Raw genomic sequence first — 23,633 nt, 5'->3', positions numbered from 1 at the left:
AATAAAGATAGGAACTCTAAAATGAACAAATCTCAACTAGTTGACAAAATTGCAACAGATGCAGAAATCTCAAAAGCAGCGGCAAGTCGTGCACTTGACGCATTTACTGGTGCTGTATCTGATTCATTAAAAGAAGGTAACTCTGTTGCTTTAGTCGGTTTTGGTACTTTTTCTGTGAAAGAACGTGCAGCAAGAACTGGCCGTAATCCACAAACGGGTGAAGAAATTCAAATTGCAGCTGCAATAGTACCTGGCTTTAAAGCAGGTAAGACACTGAAAGATTCTGTGAACGCTTAAATTAAGCTTCATATAAAGAAAGGCTTGATATATTCAAGCCTTTTTTATTTTTAAATTATACTCTCAATGCTTTATCGCCACGATTTAAACCAAGTGCACCTGAACGAACAACTTCAATTATATCGGTTTCATTTTTTAATGAATCTATAAATGATGCGAGCTTTTCTGTACTACTTACTAACTGTAATGTATAAGTTGTTTTCCCCATATCGAGAATCGAGCCGCCAAAAACATCTGTTACTCTTGTTACTGCTGCACGAGACTTTTCATTGTTAGCTGTCACTTTTATCAGAATTAATTCTCTTTCAATATGACTTACTTCAGTTAAATCTAATATTTTTAAAACATCGACAAGCTTATTAACTTGTTTTGTTATTTGTTCTAATATTTTTTCACTACCTTGAGTGGTTATTGTTATACGTGATATAGATTTATCGTCTGTTGTACCAACGGTTAAACTGTCTATATTGTAGGCTCGTTGTGAGAATAGACCGATGATACGTGATAAGGCCCCAGGCTCATTTTCTAAAATGATAGATAATATTCGACGCATTATGCTTTAACTCCTTTTTTTAACCACATGTCATCAATTGCTCCGGTTTTAATCTGCATTGGATAAACATGTTCAGTTTCATCTATATTGATATCAAGAAATACGAGCCTGTCTTTAATTGACATTGCCTTTGTTAAAGCAGGTTCAAGTTCTTCTATTTTATCTACCCGGATCCCCACATGGCCATAACTTTCGGCCAATTTCACAAAGTCTGGTAATGACTCCATATATGAAAATGAGTGACGACCAGAATAAACCATATCTTGCCATTGCCTTACCATGCCAAGAGAGCGGTTATTAAGAGAGACTATTTTCACTGGCAGTCCATATTGCATGCAAGTTGATAGTTCTTGGATGTTCATTTGAATTGAACCATCTCCTGTAACAACAACGGATTCTTTTTCAGGAAAAGCCAGCTTTACACCCATAGCTGCAGGTAGTCCAAAACCCATAGTTCCTAAGCCACCTGAATTGATCCATTGTCTTGGTTTTGCAAAAGGGTAATACTGAGCAGCAAACATTTGGTGTTGACCTACATCTGAGCTGATATATGCATCACCTTGAGTGACTTTATATAAGGTTTCAATAACAGTTTGTGGTTTTATTTTTTGTGAGTCTTTTGAGTAACTCATGCACTTTTGATCTCGCCAGTTGTTTATTTGACGCCACCAATCCTCTTGTGAAGCACGATCAATTTGTAACTCGCTACTATCAATTTCAGCCTGAAGCTGGCTAAATACCGTTGCTAAATCTCCAACAACAGGAATATGCGCATGAATTGTTTTAGAAATAGATGTTGGATCTACATCAACATGAATAATGGTTGCATTAGGGCAAAATTTATTAACATTATTGGTTACGCGGTCGTCAAAACGTACACCTAAAGCAAGAATGACATCAGCGCCAGCCATTGCTTTATTTGCTTCTAGTGAGCCGTGCATACCAAGCATACCCACAAAGTTTGGGTGGGTGCCACTGATCCCCCCTAAACCCATTAAAGTATTGGTAATGGGCGAATTTAATGATTCAACTAAATGTGTTAGTTGCTCAGATGTATTTGATAAAACTACGCCCCCACCAGAATAAACAACTAATTTTTTTGCGTTTAGGATTGTTTGGGCCGCTTTTTTTATTTGTTTTGGATGGCCTTTTTTACTTGGGTTATATGAGCGCATTTTTATGTCTGTCGGCATAGAAAATTCAAACTCAAGAGCAGGATTTAATATATCCTTAGGTAATTCCACAACAACGGGTCCTGGGCGACCTGATGCCGCTAAGTAAAATGCCTTTGCCAGAATCTCAGGAATTTTATGAGCATCTCTGCAGTTGAAACTGTGTTTTACTATGGGTCTTGAACAGCCAACGATATCTGTTTCTTGAAAGGCATCGTCTCCAATCAAGCTTGTAGGTACTTGACCAGATAGGACAACCATAGGAATTGAGTCCATATAGGCTGTTGCAATGCCTGTAACACAATTTGTAGCACCAGGTCCAGATGTTGCGAGCACAACGCCTACTTTACCGGTTGCACGTGCATATCCATCGGCCATATGTGTTGCTGCTTGTTCATGTCTTACTAATATATGCTTAACATCGTCTTGAACAAATAATGCATCATAAATATCTAAAACGGAGCCTCCAGGGTAACCAAAAATGTACTCTATATTTAATTCTTTCAGGGCTCTTATAACTAATGCCGCCCCCGACATTTTTTTATTTGTCATATCATTTCCTCATTCCCTATAAATAGGCAAAAAAAAACCTCCGTTAGATGCGGAGGCTTTATAATTTTATTTTAGCATTTCACATCAATAACTCACCGGTTCACTAAAGTGACCAGGACGAGAATATTGACAATGTTAAATGCTAATTTCATGTTTAAAATACGTTTCATAAATAATGTATCTATTTTTATGTTTTTTTACATTAAATGTCAAGAAAGTTTTCATTTAAAATTTTAATGCGGTGTTTTATTGTTTTTGAATTTTATATGTTTTTACGGGGGTCTTTGATTGGGTTTTTGAATAATTTATCCGTTATTGGAGGCCCTGTAAATGTCATCTCATTAAGGACCTCTTAAATATGACTAAAGTCTATCTATCACTGCTTGAGTAAAATCAGTCGTACCGTGATTTCCGCCTAAATCGCGTGTTGTTCTGTCACCTGATTTTATGACATCTGCTACTGCATTTCTAATGCGCTCAGCTGTATCCGCCATATTGAGATGTTCTAGCATTTGGATTGATGCTAAAATCACTGAGGTTGGATTTGCAAGATTTTTACCTGCAATATCAGGTGCACTACCATGGACTGCTTCAAAAATAGCTGCATCTTCACCAATGTTTGCACCTGGTGCCATGCCTAGCCCTCCGACTAATCCTGCGCAAAGATCAGATAAAATATCACCAAATAAATTAGTTGTCACTATGACGTCAAATTCTTCGGGTGTCATTACCAGCTTCATACAAGTTGCGTCAACAATCATCTCGTTTGATTCTATTTGTGGATATTTTTTTGCAACTTCACGCGCAACTTTTAAAAATAAGCCTGATGTTGATTTTAAAATATTAGCTTTATGGACTGTGGTTACTTTCTTTCGGTTTTCTCTACAGGCAAGTTCGTAAGCGAAAGTGACAATCTTTTCAGCACCTTCTTTTGTGATCATTGACATAGCCTGTGCTTCAGAGCCATCCTCAGAGGTCGTTTGACCTAAGCCTGAATACATTCCTTGCGTATTTTCTCTTACGGTTATGATGTCAATATTATCAAATCGTGCTTTAGTGCCTACAAATGATTTAACAGGGCGTATATTTGCGTATAAATTGAATTTTTTCCTTAAAGTTACATTAATTGAAGTGAAACCTTCTCCAACAGGTGTTGTAAGAGGACCTTTTAATGTAATTCTGTTTTTTACAATGGCATCTAGTGTTGTTTGTGGTAATAACTCACCTGTATTTTCAAGTGCAGTTAATCCTGCATCAACAAAATCATAGTCAAAATCACATCCTGCAGCTTTTAATATCTCAAGTGCTGAATCTATAATACTTGGACCTATGCCATCGCCTTTGATAACTGTAATGGTTCGCTTAGCCATTAAACTTCCTTAAAATTTATATTTTTAGAATAAATATTCAAGGCGCCTTTATAGCAATATAACAGCAATATATCCACTATTTGCTGTTAAATTACAGTATATTGTTAATATGTTAGTTGATTTTTAAAGTGAAACTCATGTGTTTTCTCTAAATAAGTATCTAAACTTTTAAATTTTAGTTTTTTAATCGCTAACTTTAATAACTGTTCTGTATAAGCATCAGGATGATATTCACAATCATACGCATAAGTCACGCCTACAAGTGAGAGTACTATGGCATAAAACTCAAGTGTTTCATTTTTATTAGAGTTAAAAGCTTGTAAATTTGTAAGTGCATTTATCCATTTTGTAGATAATGTTGTTAGAATTGATGATTCAAATTTATTGTTTGTAGGTAACCATGTTAATCCTAAATAATTTTCAATCGATAATTGAACGTTTTTTGGTAAAGCTGAGTCTTTTAATACATATAAAGAAGGGGATGCATCAGGCTGGGATAAAAGAATGTAACAATAGCTTAAAATAGTGATACTGACTTCTTCAGGTAGAAAATCATAAATATTTGTTGCTGTGAGTTCTGCTGCTTCAACAAGTGATAGTACCCTTTGTTCAATTAGATACCAATTAGGGTGGTTAAGTTGTTGTAATTCATGCTGTAATAATATTTTTTTTATTAAAAAAGGTGCTCTTATTGTGCCTAATAACATAATCGCATGTCTAACCGATGTAATAGTTTGTCCCGTTCTATTTGAATCTGTTGCCAACTGACATAAAGAAAGGCATATTTTATTTTGATCACTTAAAATATCGCATAAATTATCTATTGTATTATGCTGTTTTTTCGAAATGATACTCATAAGATGGTTTTGTTGAGTATGATTGGACTCATGATTTTTTATAAAATTAAATGTTATATTATTTTTTTGTTTAATTGATGTAAGTGGTTCAAACCAGATTTTGAAGATTAAACCTAGGTCTTGGCAAACCTGCTGGGGAGAGTTTGTTTTGAGCCAAGCGTTATTTATAGAAAAACGACCTTGTTTTGATGATTGTTTTAATGGCACTTGATAGGTTAAATATTGCGTATTTTCATTAAGTTCATCGCTAAATTCCCCAATATAATAAGATCTATAATCGTTATTGAACACAAGTACAGAACCTGGCAGCTCACAGGGTAAATACTGTATTAGTTTTTTTAAAAGTAGGAGTACATTTGTTTGTTTACTTGTTTGGTAGATTTGAGCTACAGCATTTTGCAGATTCATAACCTGTGTGTTTTTTGCCAAAGTAATTTTTTTTGCTAATAATGCTGAGGTAGCAATAAAAATTGTTGGAGTATCAAGCAAGCAACTACTTTGGTGATCGCTTATTGTTTGGGTATAGCGAGATAAATTTTTAAATATGTTTTGAATTATACCTTGTGGCACTTTTCCATAATCTAATAATTTTATGGTGAGTTTGTTGCGCATTTTGAATAACTTTATAGACTCTGGCGACAGTGTCTGTCCCATAGCAATTGCGTTATTCTCTTTTTGGTAACAAATATACTGGCACAAGCAGGCTGAAATGAGTTTTTGCCGCGCTGCTTTGTTTATTTGACTACTATGGCAAAAGGTGAGAAGTATGATTATTTGGTTTATTACAAGGTTGGTTGTATAGCCTTGTTTTGAAAGGTAGAAAGTTAATTGAGCAAGCATTGCCTGTTTATGCTCTATATAAAATAAATCATATTGTTCTGCTAAATGGCTAATAAGGGGAAATATTTGATGCCATTTGTCTTTGGAGTAATAGAATAGCATTAGTTTTTGGGTGTCACTCAGTAATTTAGCAAGGTCATTAGCCGTTAATGCACTCATTGAGTAATACTTTCATATGCTTTATCTGCACCAGGGCCCCAGGCTATCAATATATTATTTTTGAACATTAAACCCGTGCACTCTTCTACCGTTGTGATCCCATCAGATTTCATATGCTGTGTTCTGTAGTACAAGATTTGAAAAGTATCATTAAATGCCTTTTTGGCAAATGTGAGATCGGGAGCACCTAATGTTTCTATGACTGAGTCAAAATATTTAGGTTCTTTTAACTTTAAATTAGCTATAAACCGTTTGTTGTATGATTGTCTGTCTTGCCAATTCATTGTGGAAGGATCATCTTTATAAAAAAGAATAACGCATGTTGCTAAAACTGCATAAAACCCAAGCCCTAATAAAATGTACCTAAATATTTTCTTAGTCATATTAATTCGATTTAACTCTTAATTGTTTTAATGAAAAACCTAAATGTATATCATTTCTTAAAGTGACTAATACTTTAGCTGTAATAAAATCAGATAGAGAGTGTGTTATTTTTGTCTTTATTTTTTCGGGTAAATTTTGGTCCTCTAAAGCTGATTCAACATTATGAAATTCATTCAATATTTTTTCAGCTGTTTTCTTTCCGACTCCTTTAACCCCTGGAATATCATTGGTTGTATCGCCGGCTAATGACCAAAACTCTATTAATTTATGAATTGGTAAATTAAATTTGTTATGTACATCGTCTTCATTAATGTATTTTTGAGAAAAATAGTCATATATCTCAACATTTTTGTTTAGTAATGGTAAAAAACCTTTGTCTGTTGAAACAATAGTACAAGATATATTTTTTTGAGATATTTTATTGGCAAGCGTCGCTATTATATCATCGGCTTCATCTTGTTCTGGAGAGAATGACAGTATTCCAGCGTCATTAAAGTTTTGTTTAAATAAATCTAGACCTTGTTTTAATTCTGGCGGCATTTCACTTCTATTTTGTTTATATAGCGGATAATAGGTATAACGCCAACTTTTATCACCATCAAATACAGCAATCGCATGTGTTGCTTGCGTTAACCTTAATAGTTTTTTTGTTGCATTTAATACTCTTTGGCTAGCTGATTTTAATATTTGTTCATGAGACAAGTTACTTTGATTACAATCTACAGCATAGATGCGCCTAATTAAATTAAGAGCATCTATTAATAATACTTTTGTGGACATTGATTTTTTCGCAGCCTTATACTTTGATCTTATAACAAGGGGTATAAACAGAACCCGGTAATTTCATTCTACCTTGTTCTACAAATGCTTTCAGTAAAGTATCCATATATTTCATTAAATTAATGTCCCCTTGAAGTTCAAAAGCACCATTGCGCTTTATTTCTTGTATGCCTTCATCTTTGACATTTCCAGCGACAATACCAGAAAAAGCCCGCCTCAAATTAGCAGCCAACTGCTGTGGTGGTTGTGATAAATGTAAATTTAAACTCGACATATTATCATGAGTAGGTGCAAAGGGAAGTTGAAACTCAGGTTCAATTTTTAATGTCCAGTTAAAATGATAGGCATCTCCTTTTTCTTTCCTATATTCTCTCACTTTAGTCATGTTTTCCTTTAAATAAGAGGCAACAGCAGCTGGGTTATCGATGATCACTGTAAATTTTTTAAGTGCATCTTGCCCTAATGTTTTTTCTACAAATAGTGTAATTTCATCAAAGTACGCTTTGCTACTCTGTGGTCCTGTTAAAATAACAGGTAGGCTTTGTTGTTCATTCTCTGGATGTAGTAATATCCCTAACAAGTAAAGTAGTTCTTCTGCTGTACCTGCACCTCCTGGAAATATAATAATACCGTGACTAATGCGCACAAAGGCTTCTAATCTTTTTTCTATATCAGGCAGGATGGCAAGTTCATTAACGATAGGGTTCGGAGGCTCTGCGGCAATAATACTTGGTTCAGTTAAACCCAAATATCGATTTTCACTGATCCTTTGTTTTGCATGACCAATTGTAGCGCCTTTCATTGGTCCTTTCATTGCGCCTGGACCGCAACCTGTACAAATATTAAGCCCCCTGAGTCCAAGCTGGTAACCGACTTCTTTTGTATAACGGTATTCGTTATCAGCAATTGAGTGCCCACCCCAGCAAACTATCATATTAGGTTCTGTGTTTATGGGTAATACATTTGCATTGCGCAACATGTCAAAAACAACATGTGTTATATGGCTAGAATCGGTAAGGTTAATATGGTTGTTTTCATATTTACTTTGTATAAAGAGAATATCTCGTATTACAGAAAATAAATGCTCATGAATGCCTTTTATTATTTGACCATCAACAAAGGCTGTTTCTGGCGGGTTGTGTAGTTCTATTTTTATGCCGCGTTCTCTACACAGCAAATTAATATCAAAGCTTTTATATTTTTCATAAATTTCAAAACTTGAATCTGTATGACTACCAACATTGAGTACGGCTAAAGAGCAATTTCGAAAGAGGCGATAAAGTTTGCTTGTGGAGGATTTTTTTAATGAATCAACTTCAAGTTGTGACAGTAAATCTAATATCCCGATTGGATTTAGTTGTATGCTCATAGATTTTCCTTAATTAACTACATAATTTAAATATAGTTTTTAATTAAGGAAATGCGATTATTTTTTTATGATTATGCGATCTCGACCTGAGTTTTTAGCTTCATATAGGGCTGTATCCGCACGATCAAAAACTTCAAGTATACTATCACCACTTTTAAATTGGCTTGCTCCTATAGATATTGTGATCCTAAGGCTGGTTGTTTTAAATTTAAAAGGAATACTTTTAATTGTTCTTCTGATTTTTTCAAGTGGTGCTAGAATTTGTTTTAAATCGGAGTTGGGCATGATGATCACAAATTCCTCACCACCAAATCGAGCAATAAAATCAGTGACGCGAATTGATTTTTTTAATGCATTAGCAAGTACTTGCAATGTTTTATCACCCGCACTATGACCAAAAGTATCGTTAATTCGTTTAAAATGATCAACATCGACTATAACTAAACACAAATTATGGCCATTTCTTGAAAACGTATTATATTCTAATGCTATTCTTTCATCATATGCCGCACGGTTTGGTAACTTTGTTAAGCTGTCTTGTAAACTTTTAAATCTTTGTTCAGCTAATCTATCTTTATATTTATTACTTTCACTTTCAAGTGAATTAATACGCGTTTGCATTTCTTTGAGTGTACTTGCTAAAGACTCTCTTTCAGTTAACTCAAGATCTTCTTTAAATTTTATGTCTAGTGTTAGGGCCTCCAACTTTTGTCCAACAATCAATTTAAGAGCATCTATGGTTGAAGCCGATTGGGTTTCCTGTGCAAGTTGAGATATTTTTTGTTCAATTTGCTCATTGAGATTAGCCATTTTATGACCTACTTCTTTTGAGCGTTGTACAGAATCCAGTAATGTTTGGTGCAATAATGTAAGTGTTTCATTTACATTAATTAGAAATTGTTGTGCTGTATCTCTTTCCTGAGAAATACTGGATACAACTATTCGAATAATGTTGATACAAGCTTCTAACAATGCATTTAACTGGAAGTTTTTTGTGATTTGTTTTTTTATTTTATCCAGTTGTTTTGCATTATTACCCTCAAATGCAAGCTCGCTTGTTAAGTTTAATAACTCTGTTGCAAGTTCAGGTGCGATTTCAGGTGGGGTTGCAGTTAAGTTACCATGTTTATTATTAAGTACTTGATGATAAATTCCGACTAAACGAGATAACAAAGGAATAAAATCTGAAGTTGCTTTTATTTCGTCTAAATCAGTTGTTAATAAATTTCTGAGGCTTCTGCGTAACTCATCTGGAATGCCTTTCGTTTTTTGAAGTTTTTTTCCCGCATCATTTACGCTTTGTTGCAACTTCTTAATGTTTTCATCTTGTTTTGTTTCTTGGGCACGTAAAATATTTGTAATTTCTTCAATTAGGGGGCTTAAAATTTCAAAATCAACACCTTTACTCAGTAAAGATCTAAATTTTGCAAGTTTATTATCTAGTTCTAAATCCTGTCCTTTACAAACAAGAGAAAGTTTAGATGCAAATTGAGTTAAAGCACCAAGCTGTGTTTGTCTTGCTGATTCAATAAGTTCTCTATTCTTTACTGCTTTATTTAGTTTCTTTTGCAAGATTTCTAATTGATTTGACACTAACTTAGATCTTCCCTTTTTGAAATTTACCTAATTTATCTAGAATGAGTATACGTAAAATTAGTCAAAACTTAAACAGCGGATTACGGGATTAACCGTTATTACATTAATTATTGAGTGCAGTTTTACAGATAAATATAAATATAAATAATTACTTGTATAACACTTCATCTTATCATTTGTGTACTATATTAATTTATCAAAATAGACTCAAAAGGGATATCATGAAAAAGTTTATTATTTACAGTATTTTACTTTTTATTAATTTAAGTGTTTTTGCAAAAGATTATAGTAAATTATACAAAAAATTAGATAAGTCTATAGTGATAATTTATTCAAATACCAAACAAGTCCGCTCAAAAAATGATGAACTGGTATCATTTACTTCAAGCAGTTTAGGAACCGGCACGTTAATTAACTCTGAAGGGCTTATACTAACCGCGGCGCATGTTGTTAATAGTGCTGATGAATTAACGGTAGATGTGCAAGGTAAAGGTCAATTTAAAGCGAAGGTTTTGTCTAGTTACCAAGCTGCTGATATTGCGCTTATAAAATTAATCACAAATGATAAAGATTTCCCTGCAATAAAAATAGCTAATTCCGAAAAAACACAAATAGGTGAAGAAGTATTTGTGATTGGAACACCTTATGGCTTAAGCCATACACTTACTGTGGGTCACCTAAGTGGACGGCGTATTCATGAAGGTTTAGGTAAAGGTGAAATAGAGTTTTTGCAAACGGATGCTGCTATTAATCAAGGAAATTCTGGTGGTCCTTTATTTAATAGTAAAGGGCAGCTCATAGGTGTAGTGAGTTATATAGAGACACAATCTGGTGGTAATGAAGGACTAGGTTTTGCTGCCAGTAGTAACATGGTTAAAAGAATTTTGATTGAACAACCTACAATTTGGTTTGGTATGGAATTTTCACTGTTGTCATATCCTGTTGCTAAAGCACTCAATGTGCCACAAAAGTCGGGGATACTGGTTGAAAAAGTCGCTAAACAAAGTTTTGCAGACAAAATAGGACTTAAAGGTGGGGTTTTAGAAGCGGAGATAGAAGGTCTGGTCATGTTATTGGGAGGTGATATTTTACTTGCGGTAGGCGATATAATTATCACGGGTGAATCTGGAAACTATATGAACATAGCTGATTATCTTAAAAATATTAAAAGTGGCGAGCAAATAATGTTTAAACTATTAAGAAATGGGCATATTATTGAATTGTCGGCGGCAAAGCCAAGTATAAAAATAAAACTTATTTAAAGGGTACTCATGGCTCAAATGAGTTGAGCCATGTTTTATGCTTATCGTTTGCCAACTTCAAATGATGTCATCCATACATCATTTAATTTAGCTAAAGTTTTTCCTGAATGTATTGAAAGGCTAGGGCTTGACTCATTTAAAAAAAATGTTGTGCGCACTGAACCCTTATTATTTTCAGTTTTAATTCTCCATCCCTGTTCTTTCAAACAGTTTTTTGTGAAATCGACAGCTTGTGAGTATATTGCAACAGCGAGATCTTTTTCACTAAAATTTTGTTGGCACATATAATTATTGGTATTGTTATTACCTTTAGATATTTGGCAATTTTCACCCACCAAATTATAAGAAGCTTGCCAAACTTCCATATATTTGTTTTTAACGCGGCTTTGTTTTAGTGGAGCAAAATCATTCTCATAGGATTCAAGCAAACCTTGAATCTTTTCACATGAAGTCATGTTATCTATTTTAGTTTGCTGTTCTTGAGACAAGGTATTTACACAACCTGATAAAGTAATAACGCCTGCAACCAGTAGAAAAGGGGATTTCATTAATACACTCCTTGGTGTTAAATTGGCTAATATAAGGATACCGTTAATATTGATAAATAAAAAGAAAAGGAGTCAATATAGACTCCTTTTCACCTTTTTTGAATTAATTACCTGTCAATATGCTATTTATGGCGTTGCTGTAAGACTTTTATGACGTCTGAAATATCTGTTTCTGATCTTTGTAGTAAAACCAGTAAGTGATAAAGCAAGTCTGCGGACTCATTTTTTAGTTCTTCAATATCTTGCTTAACAGCAGCTAATGCAACTTCAACGCCTTCTTCCCCCACTTTTTGTGCACTTCGACTAATATCTTTTGCAAATAAAGATGCAGTATAGCTATCATTTGGATCGTCATTTTTTCTGTTTGAAATCACCTGATTTAACTGTGCTAAAAATGCTAAGTCTGGTTTTGCATTTTCAAAACAACTTTGGCTACCTAAGTGGCAAGTTGGTCCATCAGGTGTAGCCAAAATAAGAATTGAATCAAAATCACAGTCAGTGTGAATTTCTTTAACGTTTAAATAGTTTTTGGAAGATTCCCCTTTAGTCCACAGTCTTTGTTTTGAACGGCTAAAAAATGTGACTTTACCGCAGTCTAAGGTTTTTTCTAATGCAGCAAAATTCATAAAACCTTGCATTAAAATGACGCCGGTATTTTTGTCCTGAACGATTGCAGGCATAAGTTCACTTTTTTCAAAGTCAATCTCATTTATATTACTTGTATTTATTAACATAATCTTGTCGCTATTTTGTTGTGAGCTAAATATTGTTTAAGTTCAGGTATCTTTATTATGTCTTTATGGAAAACACTTGCTGCTAGTGCACCATCAATATTTGTTTGTTCGAATACATTTTTGAAATCAGACATACTGCCAGCACCGCCTGATGCGATAATAGGTAAGGTACAAATATTTCTAACTTTTTTGAGTTGTTCAATATCATAGCCTTTTCTTACCCCATCTTGATTCATGCAGTTAAGTACAATTTCACCAGCGCCGAGATCTTGCACTTTTTTAACCCAATCTAAAGTTTTATAACGTGTTTTGCTTGTTGCATTCGGGTCGCCAGTTAATTGATAAACTAGGTATTCATTGCTCGTTTCATCATAAAAACTGTCAATACCCACTACAACACATTGTTTACCAAACTCATCATGCAGCTCTTTAATAAGGCTTGGTTTGGCAATCGCAGGGCTATTGATACTGATTTTATCAGCGCCTTGTTTTAAAACGCTTGCAGCATCCTCTACAGACTTAATACCACCAGCGACGCAAAAAGGAATATCAATATTTTTTGCTATGCTTTCAACCCAGTTCAAATCTAATAATCGTTTTTCAACACTGGCACTTATTTCATAAAATACCAGTTCATCGGCTCCTGCTTCACTGTAAGCCTTAGCTAACTCTAAAATATCGCCAACTACTTCATGGCCTTTAAATTTTACACCTTTAACGACTTGACCATTTTTAACATCAAGGCAAGGTATAATACGTTTACTAAGCATTAATAGCCTCCTCAACAGTAAAAGCACCATCTAATAATGATTTACCGAGTATGATACCCGATACGCCTAATTCATTGAGTTGTTTGATGTCTTGCAATGAACTTACACCACCAGAGGCTTGCAATTTGATATCTTTAAATTCTGATAAAAGGTCCTTATATAGTTCAAATGAAGGGCCTGTCATGGTGCCATCCTTACTTATATCGGTACATAAAAAATCATTAATACCAACAGATTGATAAAACGTAACTAATTCAAATAGTGTATATTGAGACGCTTCAAGCCAACCATGAGTTGCAGGTTGCCAGCCATCTTCGGTTTTATTAACATCTAGGGCAATGCAAAAATGTTGTGGACCAAATTTCTTGATCCAATCAGCCACAGTTTGTTGTTGTTCTACTGCCATGGATCCTATTACTACTTGGGATGCGCCTGCGTCCAGCCAAGTGGATATATCCGATGCGTTTCGAATACCTCCGCCTATTTGAAAAGGAACTTTGAGCTCTTTTAATGCGCTTTGTATATGTTGCCATTGTTTTTTACTCGGATCGCGTGCGCCTTCTAAATCAACTAAATGAAGCTTTTTAGCGCCTGAATTGGCGTATTGCTTAAGTCTTTGTGCAAGTTCAAATGGATAAAATTGGGCTGTATCATATTTACCTTGATATAAACGTACAATACGATTTTGTAATACATCTAATGCTGGAATTATCATAATTTTTTTAACCTAAATTCGCCAATCTAAAAAGTTTTTTAATAGTTGAGAGCCAACTTTTGCTGAGCGTTCTGGATGAAATTGCATCCCAGCAAAGTTGTCTTGCGTTATAACGGCAGAAAAATTTTGTCCGTATTGGGCTTGCGCTAAAGTACAGTCATTGACTTGATGAGCAAAACTATGGACAAAATAGACTTGTTGTTCGTTTGTTATTCCTTTTGTTAGCGCATGTTGCTTTAATATATTGAGGTTGTTCCACCCCATATGCGGACTGGTTAATTGGCCAACATCTAGTTCTGCAACATCCCCCTTTATTTTATTTAAGGTTTTAATGTTGCCTTCAGACGAATGCGAACATAAAAGTTGCATGCCTAAGCAAATTCCCATTAAAGGTCGTTGAAATTCATTAATTGCATCGACCCAGCCAGCTGATATTAGTCTTTCCATTGCAACAGAAGCATGACCAACACCTGGTAAAATGACTCGTTCGGCATGCTTTAATTTATCAACATCAGTGATTATTTCAGGAATGACACCTAAGCGCTCAAAAGCAAATCTAACGGAATTTATATTTGCACATCCTGTATCTATAATTGCTAACACGTATTTCTCCTATTTAGTTTTGACATTTACAAACAGCCTTTAGAGCTTGCAAGGCTTTGGCTTTTATCAACAGAGATGGCCATGCGTAACGCTCTGGAAAATACTTTGAAAAGGCCTTCAACTTGGTGATGGCAATTGCCATCACTGACGCTTAATATCAAACTTAACCCTGCATTATCACTTAAACTTTTGAAAAAATGTTCAACCATTTGAACATCTAAATCGCCTGTTTTATCGCGACTAAACTTTGCGTTTAAAACAAATGAAGCACGTCCAGATAAATCAATTTGTGCTTGTGCAAGGCACTCATCCATTGGAAGAGAAAACCCATAACGTGCAATCTGAGATTTAGTGCCTAGCGCAATTTTAAGTGCTTGACCAATTGCGATGCCGATGTCTTCAACTAAGTGATGTTCATCGATATGCAGATCGCCTTTAGCTTGTATATCCAGCATAAAATTACCATGGGTTTTTATTTGATCTAACATATGATCAAAAAAACCTAAACCTGTACTAATATGGCCTTTTGCAGTTTCATCTAAATTTATTTTGACACTAATTTGCGTTTCTTTTGTATCTCTATTGATAATTGCTTCACGATTCATAGTGGTAAGTTGAGTCACTATCTTTTGCCAGTCACCTTGATATAAAATGCCTTTACAGCAGAGGTTTTTTGCCAAACCTATGTCAGTTTCTCTATCACCTATTACATAAGACTTTGCTAAATCAACTTTACCTGATTGCATCAACTGAGTTAGCAAACCTGTTCTTGGTTTTCTACAATCACAGTTATCTTCATTAAAATGAGGGCAAATCAGAACAGATTCAAAAGAGATACCTTGTGTGCAAAAAATCTCCATCATTTTATTTTGAGCGAGATCAAAATCAGCTGTAGGAAAACTATCCGTTCCTAGCCCATCTTGATTAGAAACCATGACTAATTTAAATCCAGCTTGTTGAAGCTGTAATAAGGCCATGATCACACCCGGCTCTAATTTTACTTTAGCTAAGGAGTCAACCTGTTTGTCTTCAATTGGTTCATCAATTAATGTGCCGTCACGGTCAATAAATAAATAAGGTTTTTGCATGATTATCTCTTACTACTTTGAATTTTGTTTAAACTCTCTAACCAAGTTTTAACTTGATCAAGCTCTGTATTATTACCAATGCTGATCCTGAGCCAATGTTGAGAATCAAATAATGTGAAAGGTCTCATAATCAAACCCATTTCAGAGGAGACTTGCATTGATTGCTTGTTTTTCAACTTTAATGTCACAAAATTACCTTCACCAGATAAGACTTGCGAAACATGCGAAGATGTTTTTAGCCAATCGATTAACTCCTGTTTTAGTTTATTTAAAATAACAACTTGTCTTCGCATACTTGAAATTGAATCGTTACCTAACGCATTTTTGGCAATCGAGGCAACAACACTTGAAACAGGATAGGGCGCTAATACTTTTTTCATTGCGGATAAAATAGTAGTGGGGGCTAAAGTGAAACCACACCTTAAGCCTGCCAGTGCAAATGCCTTTGATAGTGTTCTTAAGATCACAACATTTTTTCGTGTATTGATCAGCTGGCTATTGTCATATTCACTGCAAAACTCTATATAGGCTTCATCGACAACTAAAATTGTATTATCAGGCAATGCATCTGAAAGGTTTTCTAATCGCTTGGTTGTCACTAATGCACCAGTTGGATTATTCGGATTGCATATAAACACTAATTTTGAATCACCAATTTGTGAGGCTAATTCTGAAATTGTTGATGTTTGTAAACTCTCTTGGCTTAAAGCATTAATGGCGATATTATGGCTTTGAGCACTGACTTTATACATACCATATGTCGGCAAGAATATCGCAATACTGTCTTTTGCAGATTCACAAAAAGTACGAATTAATAATTCGATACCTTCATCAGCACCACGTGTCATTAAAACTTGATTAGTTTCAACTTTTGCATATTGTGCGTATCTTTGTATTACAGCTTCAGGCTGGGGTTCAGGATATCTATTTAAGTCATCTATACTAAGCGTTATATTTTGAGCATAAGGATTTTCATTAGCATTGAGCCAAGTTGTGCCTGTCAGCTTTTCACTTTTGGCAGAACTATAGGCTGTTAACTTATCAATATAATCGGGTAAAAATTTAGACATGATCAACAGACCTCTTTTTCTAATCGAATGCTTACAGCATGGGCGTGAGCATCTAAACCTTCGGCAGCTGCTATTGGTAAAATTGCTGAAGATAAATCGGTTAACCCCTGTTTTGTGATTGTTTGCACTGTGTAAGTTCGATAAAAGTCTAATAAATTTAAACTTGAATAAACTTTACTGTAACCATAGGTAGGCAATACATGGTTTGTGCCTGAAGCATAATCTCCGGCAGACTCTGGGCTATAATCGCCAACAAATACTGAGCCAGCATTTTTTATTAGCGGTAAATAATCATCACAATTAGCTAATTGTAAAATCAAGTGTTCAGGTCCATAAATGGCTGAAACCTCGAAAGCTTGTGTAATCGTATCAACAAGAATATATGCTGAATTATCAAGTGCTGCCATTGCAATTTCAGCCCTAGAAAGGGTTTTTAGTTGCTGAGCGAGTGCAAGCTGTGTTTTTTCAATAATTTCTGAAGCGTTAGAGATTAAAATAACTTGAGAATCTTTTCCATGCTCTGCTTGGGATAATAAATCTGCAGCAATAAAGTCTGGGTTAGCTCTTTTATCTGCAATAATAAGTACCTCAGATGGACCTGCTGGCATATCTATGGCAAGTCCAGGGACTTGCGAAGAGACAAGTTGCTTTGCCATGGTAACAAATGCGTTTCCTGGGCCAAATATTTTATTAACAGCGGGGACACTTTGTGTGCCAAATGCAAGTGCTGCGATTGCACCTGCGCCACCTGACTTTAAAATTGTTTTAATGCCACATAGCTTTGCAGCATACAAAATGGCAGGGTTCAAGGTCTCTGTATTTTTGACTGGGGTTGCGAGTACAACTGTTTTTGCGCCGCTTAACTGTGCCAGAACACCTTGCATTAAAACAGACGAAGGTAAAGGTGCGCTTCCACCAGGAACATAAATCCCTACGGCTTCAATAGCTTGATACTTTAGTTCACATAAAACACCAGGGATAGTCTCTAATTTTATATCTTTGGGTTGTTGCATTGTGTGAAAAGCAACAATATTGTCATATGCACACTCTATGGCTGACTTTAACTCAGGTGATAGTTTTTCTTGTGCCTGATCAATATCATTCATAGAGACCATCAATTCAAGTTCATAAACATTGTCAAATTTTTTTGCAAGCTGAAGTAGGGCCTCATCTCCTTTGTCTTTAACCTGATCTATAATTATTTGAGTTGCTGATTTTATATCAGCCCCCATCGCAATTGCGGGTCTTTGTAAAATTGACTCCCGCGAAGCATTTGTTTCCTCATTCCAGTTAAACACTTGCTTACTCCATCATTTTTTCAATTGGCATCACTAATATGGAGCTGGCACCCAATTGCTTAAGTGACTCCATTGTTTCCCAGAATAAGGTTTCTTGACTCACCATGTGAAGTGCAACTATCTCATCAGAGCCCGCCAGAGCTAACATTGTTGGTTGACCTGTGCCTGGCAATAAATCACATATCTCTTTAAGGCGAGCTTTAGGGGCGTGCAACATAATATATTTACTTTCTTTAGCTTGTTTTACTGCTTTGAGTCTTGGCAATAGTTTCTCTATTAAGGCTGATTTATTTGAGCAATCTAAGGTTGGACTTTGGATTAAACAAGCATATGACTCCATTATGGTTTCACCTTGCATTAAACCATTCGCTTCAAGTGTTGCACCAGTTGAAACCAAGTCGCAAATAGCATCCGCTAAACCTGCTCTGGGCGCCACTTCAACAGAACCAGACAAATTAACTAAGCTTGCACTGATATTTTCGCGTGTTAAATATTCACTTAAAATAGCAGGGTAGGTGGTTGCTATTTTTTTATCTTGAAACCAATTTTTATCAATTAAACCTAACTCTTGTGGCCATGCAAGGGCTAAACGACAATAACCAAAATCAAGTTTTGCTAATTTATTTACCTTAGAAGGAAGAGAAAGGCGTTGACGTTCTGCTTGCATTTCAACAAGCTCGTTTTCACCTACTATGCCTAAATCACATACACCGTCCATGACTAAACCAGGAATATCATTGTGGCGAACACGCAATATATCTATGGGCATATTAGTCGAGTGCGCAATGAGTTTTTGCTCTCTTAAGTTGAGTTTTATGCCGAGTTGTTTAAATAAATTTTGGCAATCTGTTGAAAGTCTGCCTGATTTTTGAATGGCGATGCGTAAACGCTTTGTATCTGTCATGTTCATTTCCTGTTTTTCTTTTAGTCATTTTTAAGCTAGTAAATTTTTAGGGGCTTAAAACTAAAAACCCCGAGGAAACCTCGGGGCGAAAATGAATCTATTTTTTTATTCGCCTTAGGTTCCTATTAGGAATACCCTTTCAGCGAAAGACCTGAAAGGCTATTCGATAATATGATGATGGTGAATAGTGTTCAGGTTTAATAACATAATTTGTTCCGTATATATAATTTAGATAATATTCAAATATGAATAAAAGTTTCTTTTTTAAAGTAAATATAGATTTACATGGATTATCTATTCTTACAAGCCTTTTTTATAATTCTTTAAAGAATAACTTATAACAGTCGATAATAAGTTAGATAAATGAATTATTATAGGACGTTGTATGGATAATTTATTACCTTTTTTACCTCGAGTGGCACATATTGAGCCACTCAATAAACAATTAATTATTGTGGCAGGTATTAAAGAAGCAAAAATAAAAGCGTTGAACAAAGAAGCGCGAAAATCTGGTGAATATGAGGCTAAAAATAATAAAAATACTGGTAAATCAGAAGCTGAGGAGCAAAAAGAAGAACACAATCATTTAGATACATGGGCTTGATTGATATATTTTAGTTTGATTTTATTAAACTTGGCTCATTCGTTTTTTTATTTCATCTGCCACCCTAAAAGAATTTGCATAAATTGTCATTGTGGGTGTAACACTGCCACCATTTGGCATAAAACTTCCATCTGTTACAAATAAATTATCGATACCATGAACTTTACAGTTTTTATCTAGTACTGATGTTTTTGGATCATTGCCAAACCGGCATCCGCCAGCAATTAAGTTGGAGGTTGGAGAAGTAAATACGTTTCCCCATGCTTTATGGGCTCCCATGCTTTTCATAATTTCAACGCCTTTGTCTACTAAGTATTGAGCAACTTTTACATCATGTTGATGAAATCCTACTCTAACTTTTGCAACAGGGGTTCCCCATTTATCTTTTTCTGTCGGGTCTAAGGAAACGTAACATTCATCATTTGTTAACCAGTCACAAAATACTTCAAATTTGAAATCTTTTGATTGGGTGAAATGTGATTTGATTCTTTGTTTTAATGCAGTCCCCCAAACCAAGTTACCTTCTTGATATTTTAAGCTATTTGCTTTTGAAGCTAAACTTGGAGGATCAAAAACAAAATCAAGCGTGCCGCCTTTTATGGGCTTTTCAGTTATTTTTAAAACTGTGATGTTGTATCTTTTGACCAAATACCATCTTTATTTGGCTCTTCTAAAACATGGCGTTCATCTTTAAATTTAGATTTGAAAATATCGTGTCTTGATAACTGTTCATCTTTGGAAAAATCACTTTCATTATACCACTTGCCTTTCTCTACAACTGCAACTGTGTAGCCCGCTTTTGCGAGAGTATATGCGACAGGACTACCACCAGCGCCGCTACCTATTATGCAAATGTCGTATTTTTTATTTTTAGTTGTCATAAATGTCTTAGATAAAGTTGAGGTAAGTTTTGTTGATGCCAGGTTGTGGAAAGCCTGGTTGATGTTTTAACCAACGCCATCCAATGCCATTTTTATTACCGCCATAAATGGGATCTAATGTAAGCGCTTCAATTAAATAATACAATAATAATGAAATCCAATTTTCTCCTGACTTACTATGAGATATTTGATCTAAAAGCGTATTTTTATGAATTGTTGATGAATAAATAAAATCTTTTTGGAAATTTTTGTTTGCCAGTTCATCAAGCCAAGCAATTCCTTTTTTAATGAATGACCTATCTCCATCTGATATATTTTGAGGATCTTCTAATGCCCAGTCTAAATATTGATATGCACGTAAATCTTCTGCTGAAGGACCGTCGCCATCGTCTGGAAATAAAATCATTTGAACTGCTTTAAGTGTCGTTTCTTCAACTAAGGTAAAAGAATCAAAATTAGTACCTAAAATTATATTTTTTGAAAATATAGGTTTTGTTGTACCCAACGTTGCTAAAAGAGCTATGGAAGTCGTACTTCTTAAAAAATCTCTTCTCGTTAAACCTGACTCAGGTGGCTTTTTATTTATTTGTATTTCACATAAATTCATTTAAATTTATTCTGTGTTATGAGTGGAAGAGTTAGATATTATTGTCGACCACTTAGGTATAAAGTCAGAAATATCTTCAGGCACTGAATCCCTAAATATTATTCTGCCGTTAATATCTATGATAAATTCAGTGGGTGTGCCCAATACTTTATATTTTTTAGTGACTAATGCATTATGATCATATGCGACTGAGTAATTTACCTTGTAGTTTTTTATAAAGTCTTCAATGCCTTTTTCATCTTCACTCCAGCTGGTATTAATGGCCAGTATTGCTATTTTTGACGCTAATTTGTTTTGCAGTGAAATTAATTTTGGTATTTTTTTTAGACAATGAGCGCACCAGGTATTCCAAAAAATTAGATAAACAGGTTTTTCATTTATATAATCTTTTAAATCAAACGTGGAACCGTCATTTTTTATTAATTTAAAACTTGGTGCTAATTCACCTACAGATACAGATGTTTGAGCGTTTGTTGTGACGGAGAAGACTCCCATTAAAATAAAAATATAAGTAACGAACTTCATTATTTTCCTTAGAATTATTTGTTACTAGTTAATAGACCTATCAAAACATAAAAATGATGTGATTTTTGTATTTTTTTATCTGATATTGATCTTAAACAATGTAAAATAGCCTTTCTTATATATTCGGATAAATTCATGTCGCAACAAATGAGTAAAGTCGCCTCCTTTTTTGAAAAAGATGGTCCTTTATCTTTCAAGGTGGAAGGTTATCAACCAAGACAAGCGCAAATTGATATGGCGATTGCGATTGAAAAAGCACTAAAGGAAAAAACTCAGGTTGTGATAGAAGCTGGCACGGGTATAGGGAAAACATTTGCCTATTTAGTACCAGCGTTATTACATGAAGATACTAAATCTGTATGTAAAATAATAATTTCAACGGGGACTAAAGCGCTTCAAGAACAACTTTTTCATCGTGATTTGCCAAATGTGCTATCGGCAATGAAATTAGGAAAAAAAACAGCTTTACTTAAAGGGCGGGCTAATTATTTATGCCCATTCAGATTAAATCAGCATATTTCGCATGTACCAACTGATGACCCTGATGTTTTGCATCAACTGGCAATGGTTGCTAAGTTTGCCAGTAATACTAAAACGGGTGATATGGCAGACTGTATTGGCATCGAAGAAGGTGCGAAAGTTTTACCATATGTGACCTCTACTTCAGATAATTGCCTAGGGCAGACATGTCCTGATTATGACGATTGTTATATCAAAAAAGCCAGAATGAAAGCCATGGAAGCAGACTTAGTGATTGTTAATCATCATTTGTTTTTTGCTGATATGGCGGTTAAAGATACAGGTTTTGCGGAGCTTATACCCCAAGCACACGGATATATTTTTGATGAAGCACACCAGCTAGCAGAAATAGCAAGTAATTACTTTGGCCAGAGTGTAAGCAGTAGGGCATTACTCGCATTAATTAAAGATTTACGTTTGATTTACCGATCTGAATTATTTGATATGGTCCAACTTGGAAAAGCAATTGATAAATTAGAGTCCAGTCTAAAAGATTTTAGACTTGAGTTTCCAGCGGGTTCCGGAAGAGGGGATTGGCGTCAAATACTTAAACATTCAGGTATAAAGTTTGCCGCTGATCGGATTATTAATGATATTACATTTTTATATCAGGTTATAAAATTAGCTTTAGAAAGAAGTGATAAAATAGAACATTGTTTTGAACGCTGTATTTCTTTTAAAGCCTTGTTAGAATTGATGTTTGATACCAAAGATAATAGCTTAAGTTATTGGTTTGAAACAACAAGATTACATGTCAGTATTAATATCACACCATTGGATATCGCTCAAAAATTCAGTGATATGATGGAAAAACAAGATGCTGCTTGGGGGTTTACTTCCGCGACATTATCTGTGGATGATTCATTACTACACTTTAATACTTCTTTAGGGCTAAAACCTGAAAAAAGTTTAATTGTTCAGAGCCCATTTGATTACCAAAAACAAGCATTATTGTGTTTACCGCGTTATTTGCCTGAAGCAAATTCTCAAGATATGGCACATGCTTTAGTAAAGGTTTCAAAGCAGTTAATTGATGCTGCTCAAGGAAGATGTTTTATATTATTTACCAGTTACAGAATGATGGATCTTGTTGCACAAGGTATTTCTACTTTGGTGAAATATCCTCTATTGGTACAAGGACAAACATCAAAAAGAATACTACTTGAAAAGTTTGTGCTGCATGGTAATTCAGTTTTACTTGGAACAGCTTCATTTTGGGAAGGGGTTGATGTTAGAGGAAGTACATTAAGCTGTGTTATCATTGATAAATTACCATTTATTGCGCCCGATGACCCTTTACTACAAGCAAAAATGAAGGCATGTAAACTTGCGGGGCAAGATCCTTTTGCCACAATACAGTTACCGCAAGCTGTTATAGCGCTTAAACAGGGTGTTGGAAGGTTGATCAGAGATCAAACTGATAAAGGCGTTTTGGTTATTTGTGATAACCGTTTAGTAACAAAACATTATGGTGAAGTATTTATTTCAAGTTTACCAAATATGAATAGAACACGAGATTTAGATAAAGCAGCTGAGTTTTTAACTCAGATAGATTGAACAATAAGTGAGAAAATAT

General features: G+C 34.8%; 25 protein-coding genes. 4 read left to right on the top strand and 21 right to left on the bottom strand.

Annotation, left to right across the window (positions count from 1 at the left end):
* Window positions 1-21 precede the first annotated feature (21 nt).
* The gene (locus BM088_RS05170; protein WP_091981007.1) at window positions 22-297 is read left to right on the top strand and encodes an HU family DNA-binding protein; all 276 of its coding nucleotides are present in this window, start codon (window positions 22-24) and stop codon (window positions 295-297) included.
* A 55-nt stretch (window positions 298-352) separates the two neighbouring features.
* Here BM088_RS05170 and ilvN read toward each other — a convergent pair whose 3' ends face one another.
* From ilvN to BM088_RS05130, 8 genes are all read right to left on the bottom strand, one after another.
* Complete coding sequence (gene ilvN / locus BM088_RS05165) at window positions 353-850, bottom strand: acetolactate synthase small subunit (RefSeq protein ID WP_091981003.1); 498 nt, start codon at window positions 848-850, stop codon at window positions 353-355.
* Complete coding sequence (locus BM088_RS05160; protein ID WP_091980999.1) at window positions 850-2,574, bottom strand: acetolactate synthase 3 large subunit; 1,725 nt, start codon at window positions 2,572-2,574, stop codon at window positions 850-852. Before BM088_RS05160 ends, ilvN begins: the two co-directional genes overlap by 1 nt.
* 362 nt (window positions 2,575-2,936) lie before the next feature.
* Window positions 2,937-3,944: an isocitrate dehydrogenase gene (locus tag BM088_RS05155; RefSeq protein ID WP_091980995.1), complete on the bottom strand. Its 1,008-nt coding sequence runs from the start codon at window positions 3,942-3,944 to the stop codon at window positions 2,937-2,939.
* Window positions 3,945-4,048: 104 nt separating this feature from the next.
* Complete coding sequence (locus tag BM088_RS05150) at window positions 4,049-5,800, bottom strand: hypothetical protein (protein ID WP_091980992.1); 1,752 nt, start codon at window positions 5,798-5,800, stop codon at window positions 4,049-4,051.
* Window positions 5,797-6,183, bottom strand: a complete 387-nt coding sequence (locus BM088_RS05145; RefSeq protein ID WP_091980989.1) for a DUF3192 domain-containing protein — start codon at window positions 6,181-6,183, stop codon at window positions 5,797-5,799. The genes BM088_RS05150 and BM088_RS05145 overlap by 4 nt, the downstream gene beginning before the upstream one ends.
* A gap of 1 nt (window position 6,184) precedes the next feature.
* Complete coding sequence (xni, locus tag BM088_RS05140) at window positions 6,185-6,964, bottom strand: flap endonuclease Xni (protein ID WP_091980985.1); 780 nt, start codon at window positions 6,962-6,964, stop codon at window positions 6,185-6,187.
* A 16-nt stretch (window positions 6,965-6,980) separates the two neighbouring features.
* Complete coding sequence (gene ppnN / locus BM088_RS05135; protein ID WP_091980981.1) at window positions 6,981-8,333, bottom strand: nucleotide 5'-monophosphate nucleosidase PpnN; 1,353 nt, start codon at window positions 8,331-8,333, stop codon at window positions 6,981-6,983.
* A gap of 57 nt (window positions 8,334-8,390) precedes the next feature.
* Window positions 8,391-9,926 (bottom strand): GGDEF domain-containing protein, encoded by a 1,536-nt coding sequence (locus BM088_RS05130; protein ID WP_245763759.1) that lies wholly within the window; start codon window positions 9,924-9,926, stop codon window positions 8,391-8,393.
* A gap of 224 nt (window positions 9,927-10,150) precedes the next feature.
* Here BM088_RS05130 and BM088_RS05125 point away from each other — a divergent pair, with 224 nt between their 5' ends.
* Window positions 10,151-11,191 (top strand): S1C family serine protease, encoded by a 1,041-nt coding sequence (locus tag BM088_RS05125; protein WP_091980978.1) that lies wholly within the window; start codon window positions 10,151-10,153, stop codon window positions 11,189-11,191.
* A gap of 41 nt (window positions 11,192-11,232) precedes the next feature.
* Here the strand turns inward: BM088_RS05125 and BM088_RS05120 are convergent, their stop codons facing one another.
* From BM088_RS05120 to hisG, 9 genes are all read right to left on the bottom strand, one after another.
* The gene (locus BM088_RS05120; RefSeq protein WP_091980974.1) at window positions 11,233-11,739 is read right to left on the bottom strand and encodes a hypothetical protein; all 507 of its coding nucleotides are present in this window, start codon (window positions 11,737-11,739) and stop codon (window positions 11,233-11,235) included.
* Between the two features lie 122 nt (window positions 11,740-11,861).
* Window positions 11,862-12,473, bottom strand: a complete 612-nt coding sequence (gene hisIE, locus BM088_RS05115) for a bifunctional phosphoribosyl-AMP cyclohydrolase/phosphoribosyl-ATP diphosphatase HisIE (protein ID WP_091980971.1) — start codon at window positions 12,471-12,473, stop codon at window positions 11,862-11,864.
* Window positions 12,467-13,243 carry an imidazole glycerol phosphate synthase subunit HisF gene (gene hisF, locus BM088_RS05110; RefSeq protein ID WP_091980967.1) on the bottom strand — a complete coding sequence of 259 codons (777 nt, stop codon included), beginning with the start codon at window positions 13,241-13,243 and terminating at the stop codon, window positions 12,467-12,469. Before hisF ends, hisIE begins: the two co-directional genes overlap by 7 nt.
* Entirely contained in the window at window positions 13,236-13,958 is a 723-nt protein-coding gene (gene hisA, locus BM088_RS05105) for a 1-(5-phosphoribosyl)-5-[(5-phosphoribosylamino)methylideneamino]imidazole-4-carboxamide isomerase (RefSeq protein WP_091980963.1), read from the bottom strand. Before hisA ends, hisF begins: the two co-directional genes overlap by 8 nt.
* A 12-nt stretch (window positions 13,959-13,970) precedes the next feature.
* The gene (gene hisH, locus BM088_RS05100) at window positions 13,971-14,561 is read right to left on the bottom strand and encodes an imidazole glycerol phosphate synthase subunit HisH (protein ID WP_091980960.1); all 591 of its coding nucleotides are present in this window, start codon (window positions 14,559-14,561) and stop codon (window positions 13,971-13,973) included.
* 26 nt (window positions 14,562-14,587) lie between these two features.
* Entirely contained in the window at window positions 14,588-15,649 is a 1,062-nt protein-coding gene (gene hisB, locus BM088_RS05095; RefSeq protein WP_091980956.1) for a bifunctional histidinol-phosphatase/imidazoleglycerol-phosphate dehydratase HisB, read from the bottom strand.
* 2 nt (window positions 15,650-15,651) lie between these two features.
* A complete protein-coding gene (gene hisC, locus BM088_RS05090; RefSeq protein WP_091980952.1) occupies window positions 15,652-16,719 on the bottom strand; it encodes a histidinol-phosphate transaminase in 1,068 nt (355 codons plus the stop codon).
* A 2-nt stretch (window positions 16,720-16,721) separates the two neighbouring features.
* Complete coding sequence (gene hisD, locus BM088_RS05085) at window positions 16,722-18,017, bottom strand: histidinol dehydrogenase (RefSeq protein WP_091980948.1); 1,296 nt, start codon at window positions 18,015-18,017, stop codon at window positions 16,722-16,724.
* Between the two features lie 4 nt (window positions 18,018-18,021).
* Window positions 18,022-18,921 (bottom strand): ATP phosphoribosyltransferase, encoded by a 900-nt coding sequence (hisG, locus tag BM088_RS05080; protein WP_091980944.1) that lies wholly within the window; start codon window positions 18,919-18,921, stop codon window positions 18,022-18,024.
* 385 nt (window positions 18,922-19,306) lie between these two features.
* On the opposite strand from hisG, the gene BM088_RS05075 reads away from it, so the two are divergent.
* Window positions 19,307-19,525: a hypothetical protein gene (locus tag BM088_RS05075; RefSeq protein ID WP_091980941.1), complete on the top strand. Its 219-nt coding sequence runs from the start codon at window positions 19,307-19,309 to the stop codon at window positions 19,523-19,525.
* 24 nt (window positions 19,526-19,549) lie between these two features.
* Here BM088_RS05075 and BM088_RS05070 read toward each other — a convergent pair whose 3' ends face one another.
* From BM088_RS05070 to BM088_RS05060, 4 genes are read right to left on the bottom strand one after another with little or no spacing between them, the layout of a single operon-like run.
* Entirely contained in the window at window positions 19,550-20,173 is a 624-nt protein-coding gene (locus BM088_RS05070; RefSeq protein ID WP_245763758.1) for a GMC oxidoreductase, read from the bottom strand.
* Entirely contained in the window at window positions 20,143-20,406 is a 264-nt protein-coding gene (locus BM088_RS27665) for an FAD-dependent oxidoreductase (protein ID WP_245763757.1), read from the bottom strand. The genes BM088_RS05070 and BM088_RS27665 overlap by 31 nt, the downstream gene beginning before the upstream one ends.
* A 7-nt stretch (window positions 20,407-20,413) precedes the next feature.
* Entirely contained in the window at window positions 20,414-21,013 is a 600-nt protein-coding gene (locus tag BM088_RS05065; protein WP_091980938.1) for a gluconate 2-dehydrogenase subunit 3 family protein, read from the bottom strand.
* A 6-nt stretch (window positions 21,014-21,019) separates the two neighbouring features.
* A complete protein-coding gene (locus BM088_RS05060; protein WP_091980935.1) occupies window positions 21,020-21,538 on the bottom strand; it encodes a TlpA family protein disulfide reductase in 519 nt (172 codons plus the stop codon).
* Window positions 21,539-21,673: 135 nt separating this feature from the next.
* Between BM088_RS05060 and yoaA the strand changes: the two genes are divergently transcribed.
* Window positions 21,674-23,614, top strand: coding sequence for a DNA repair helicase YoaA (gene yoaA / locus BM088_RS05055; RefSeq protein ID WP_245763756.1), 1,941 nt, complete (start codon window positions 21,674-21,676; stop codon window positions 23,612-23,614).
* The last annotated feature ends 19 nt before the right edge of the window (window positions 23,615-23,633 follow it).

It is taken from the genome of Pseudoalteromonas denitrificans DSM 6059 (assembly GCF_900112265.1).
GTDB classification, from domain to species: Bacteria; Pseudomonadota; Gammaproteobacteria; order Enterobacterales; family Alteromonadaceae; genus Pseudoalteromonas; species Pseudoalteromonas denitrificans.
Note: the sequence above shows the minus strand (reverse complement) of the source record. Positions and strands in the feature narration are given on the sequence as shown.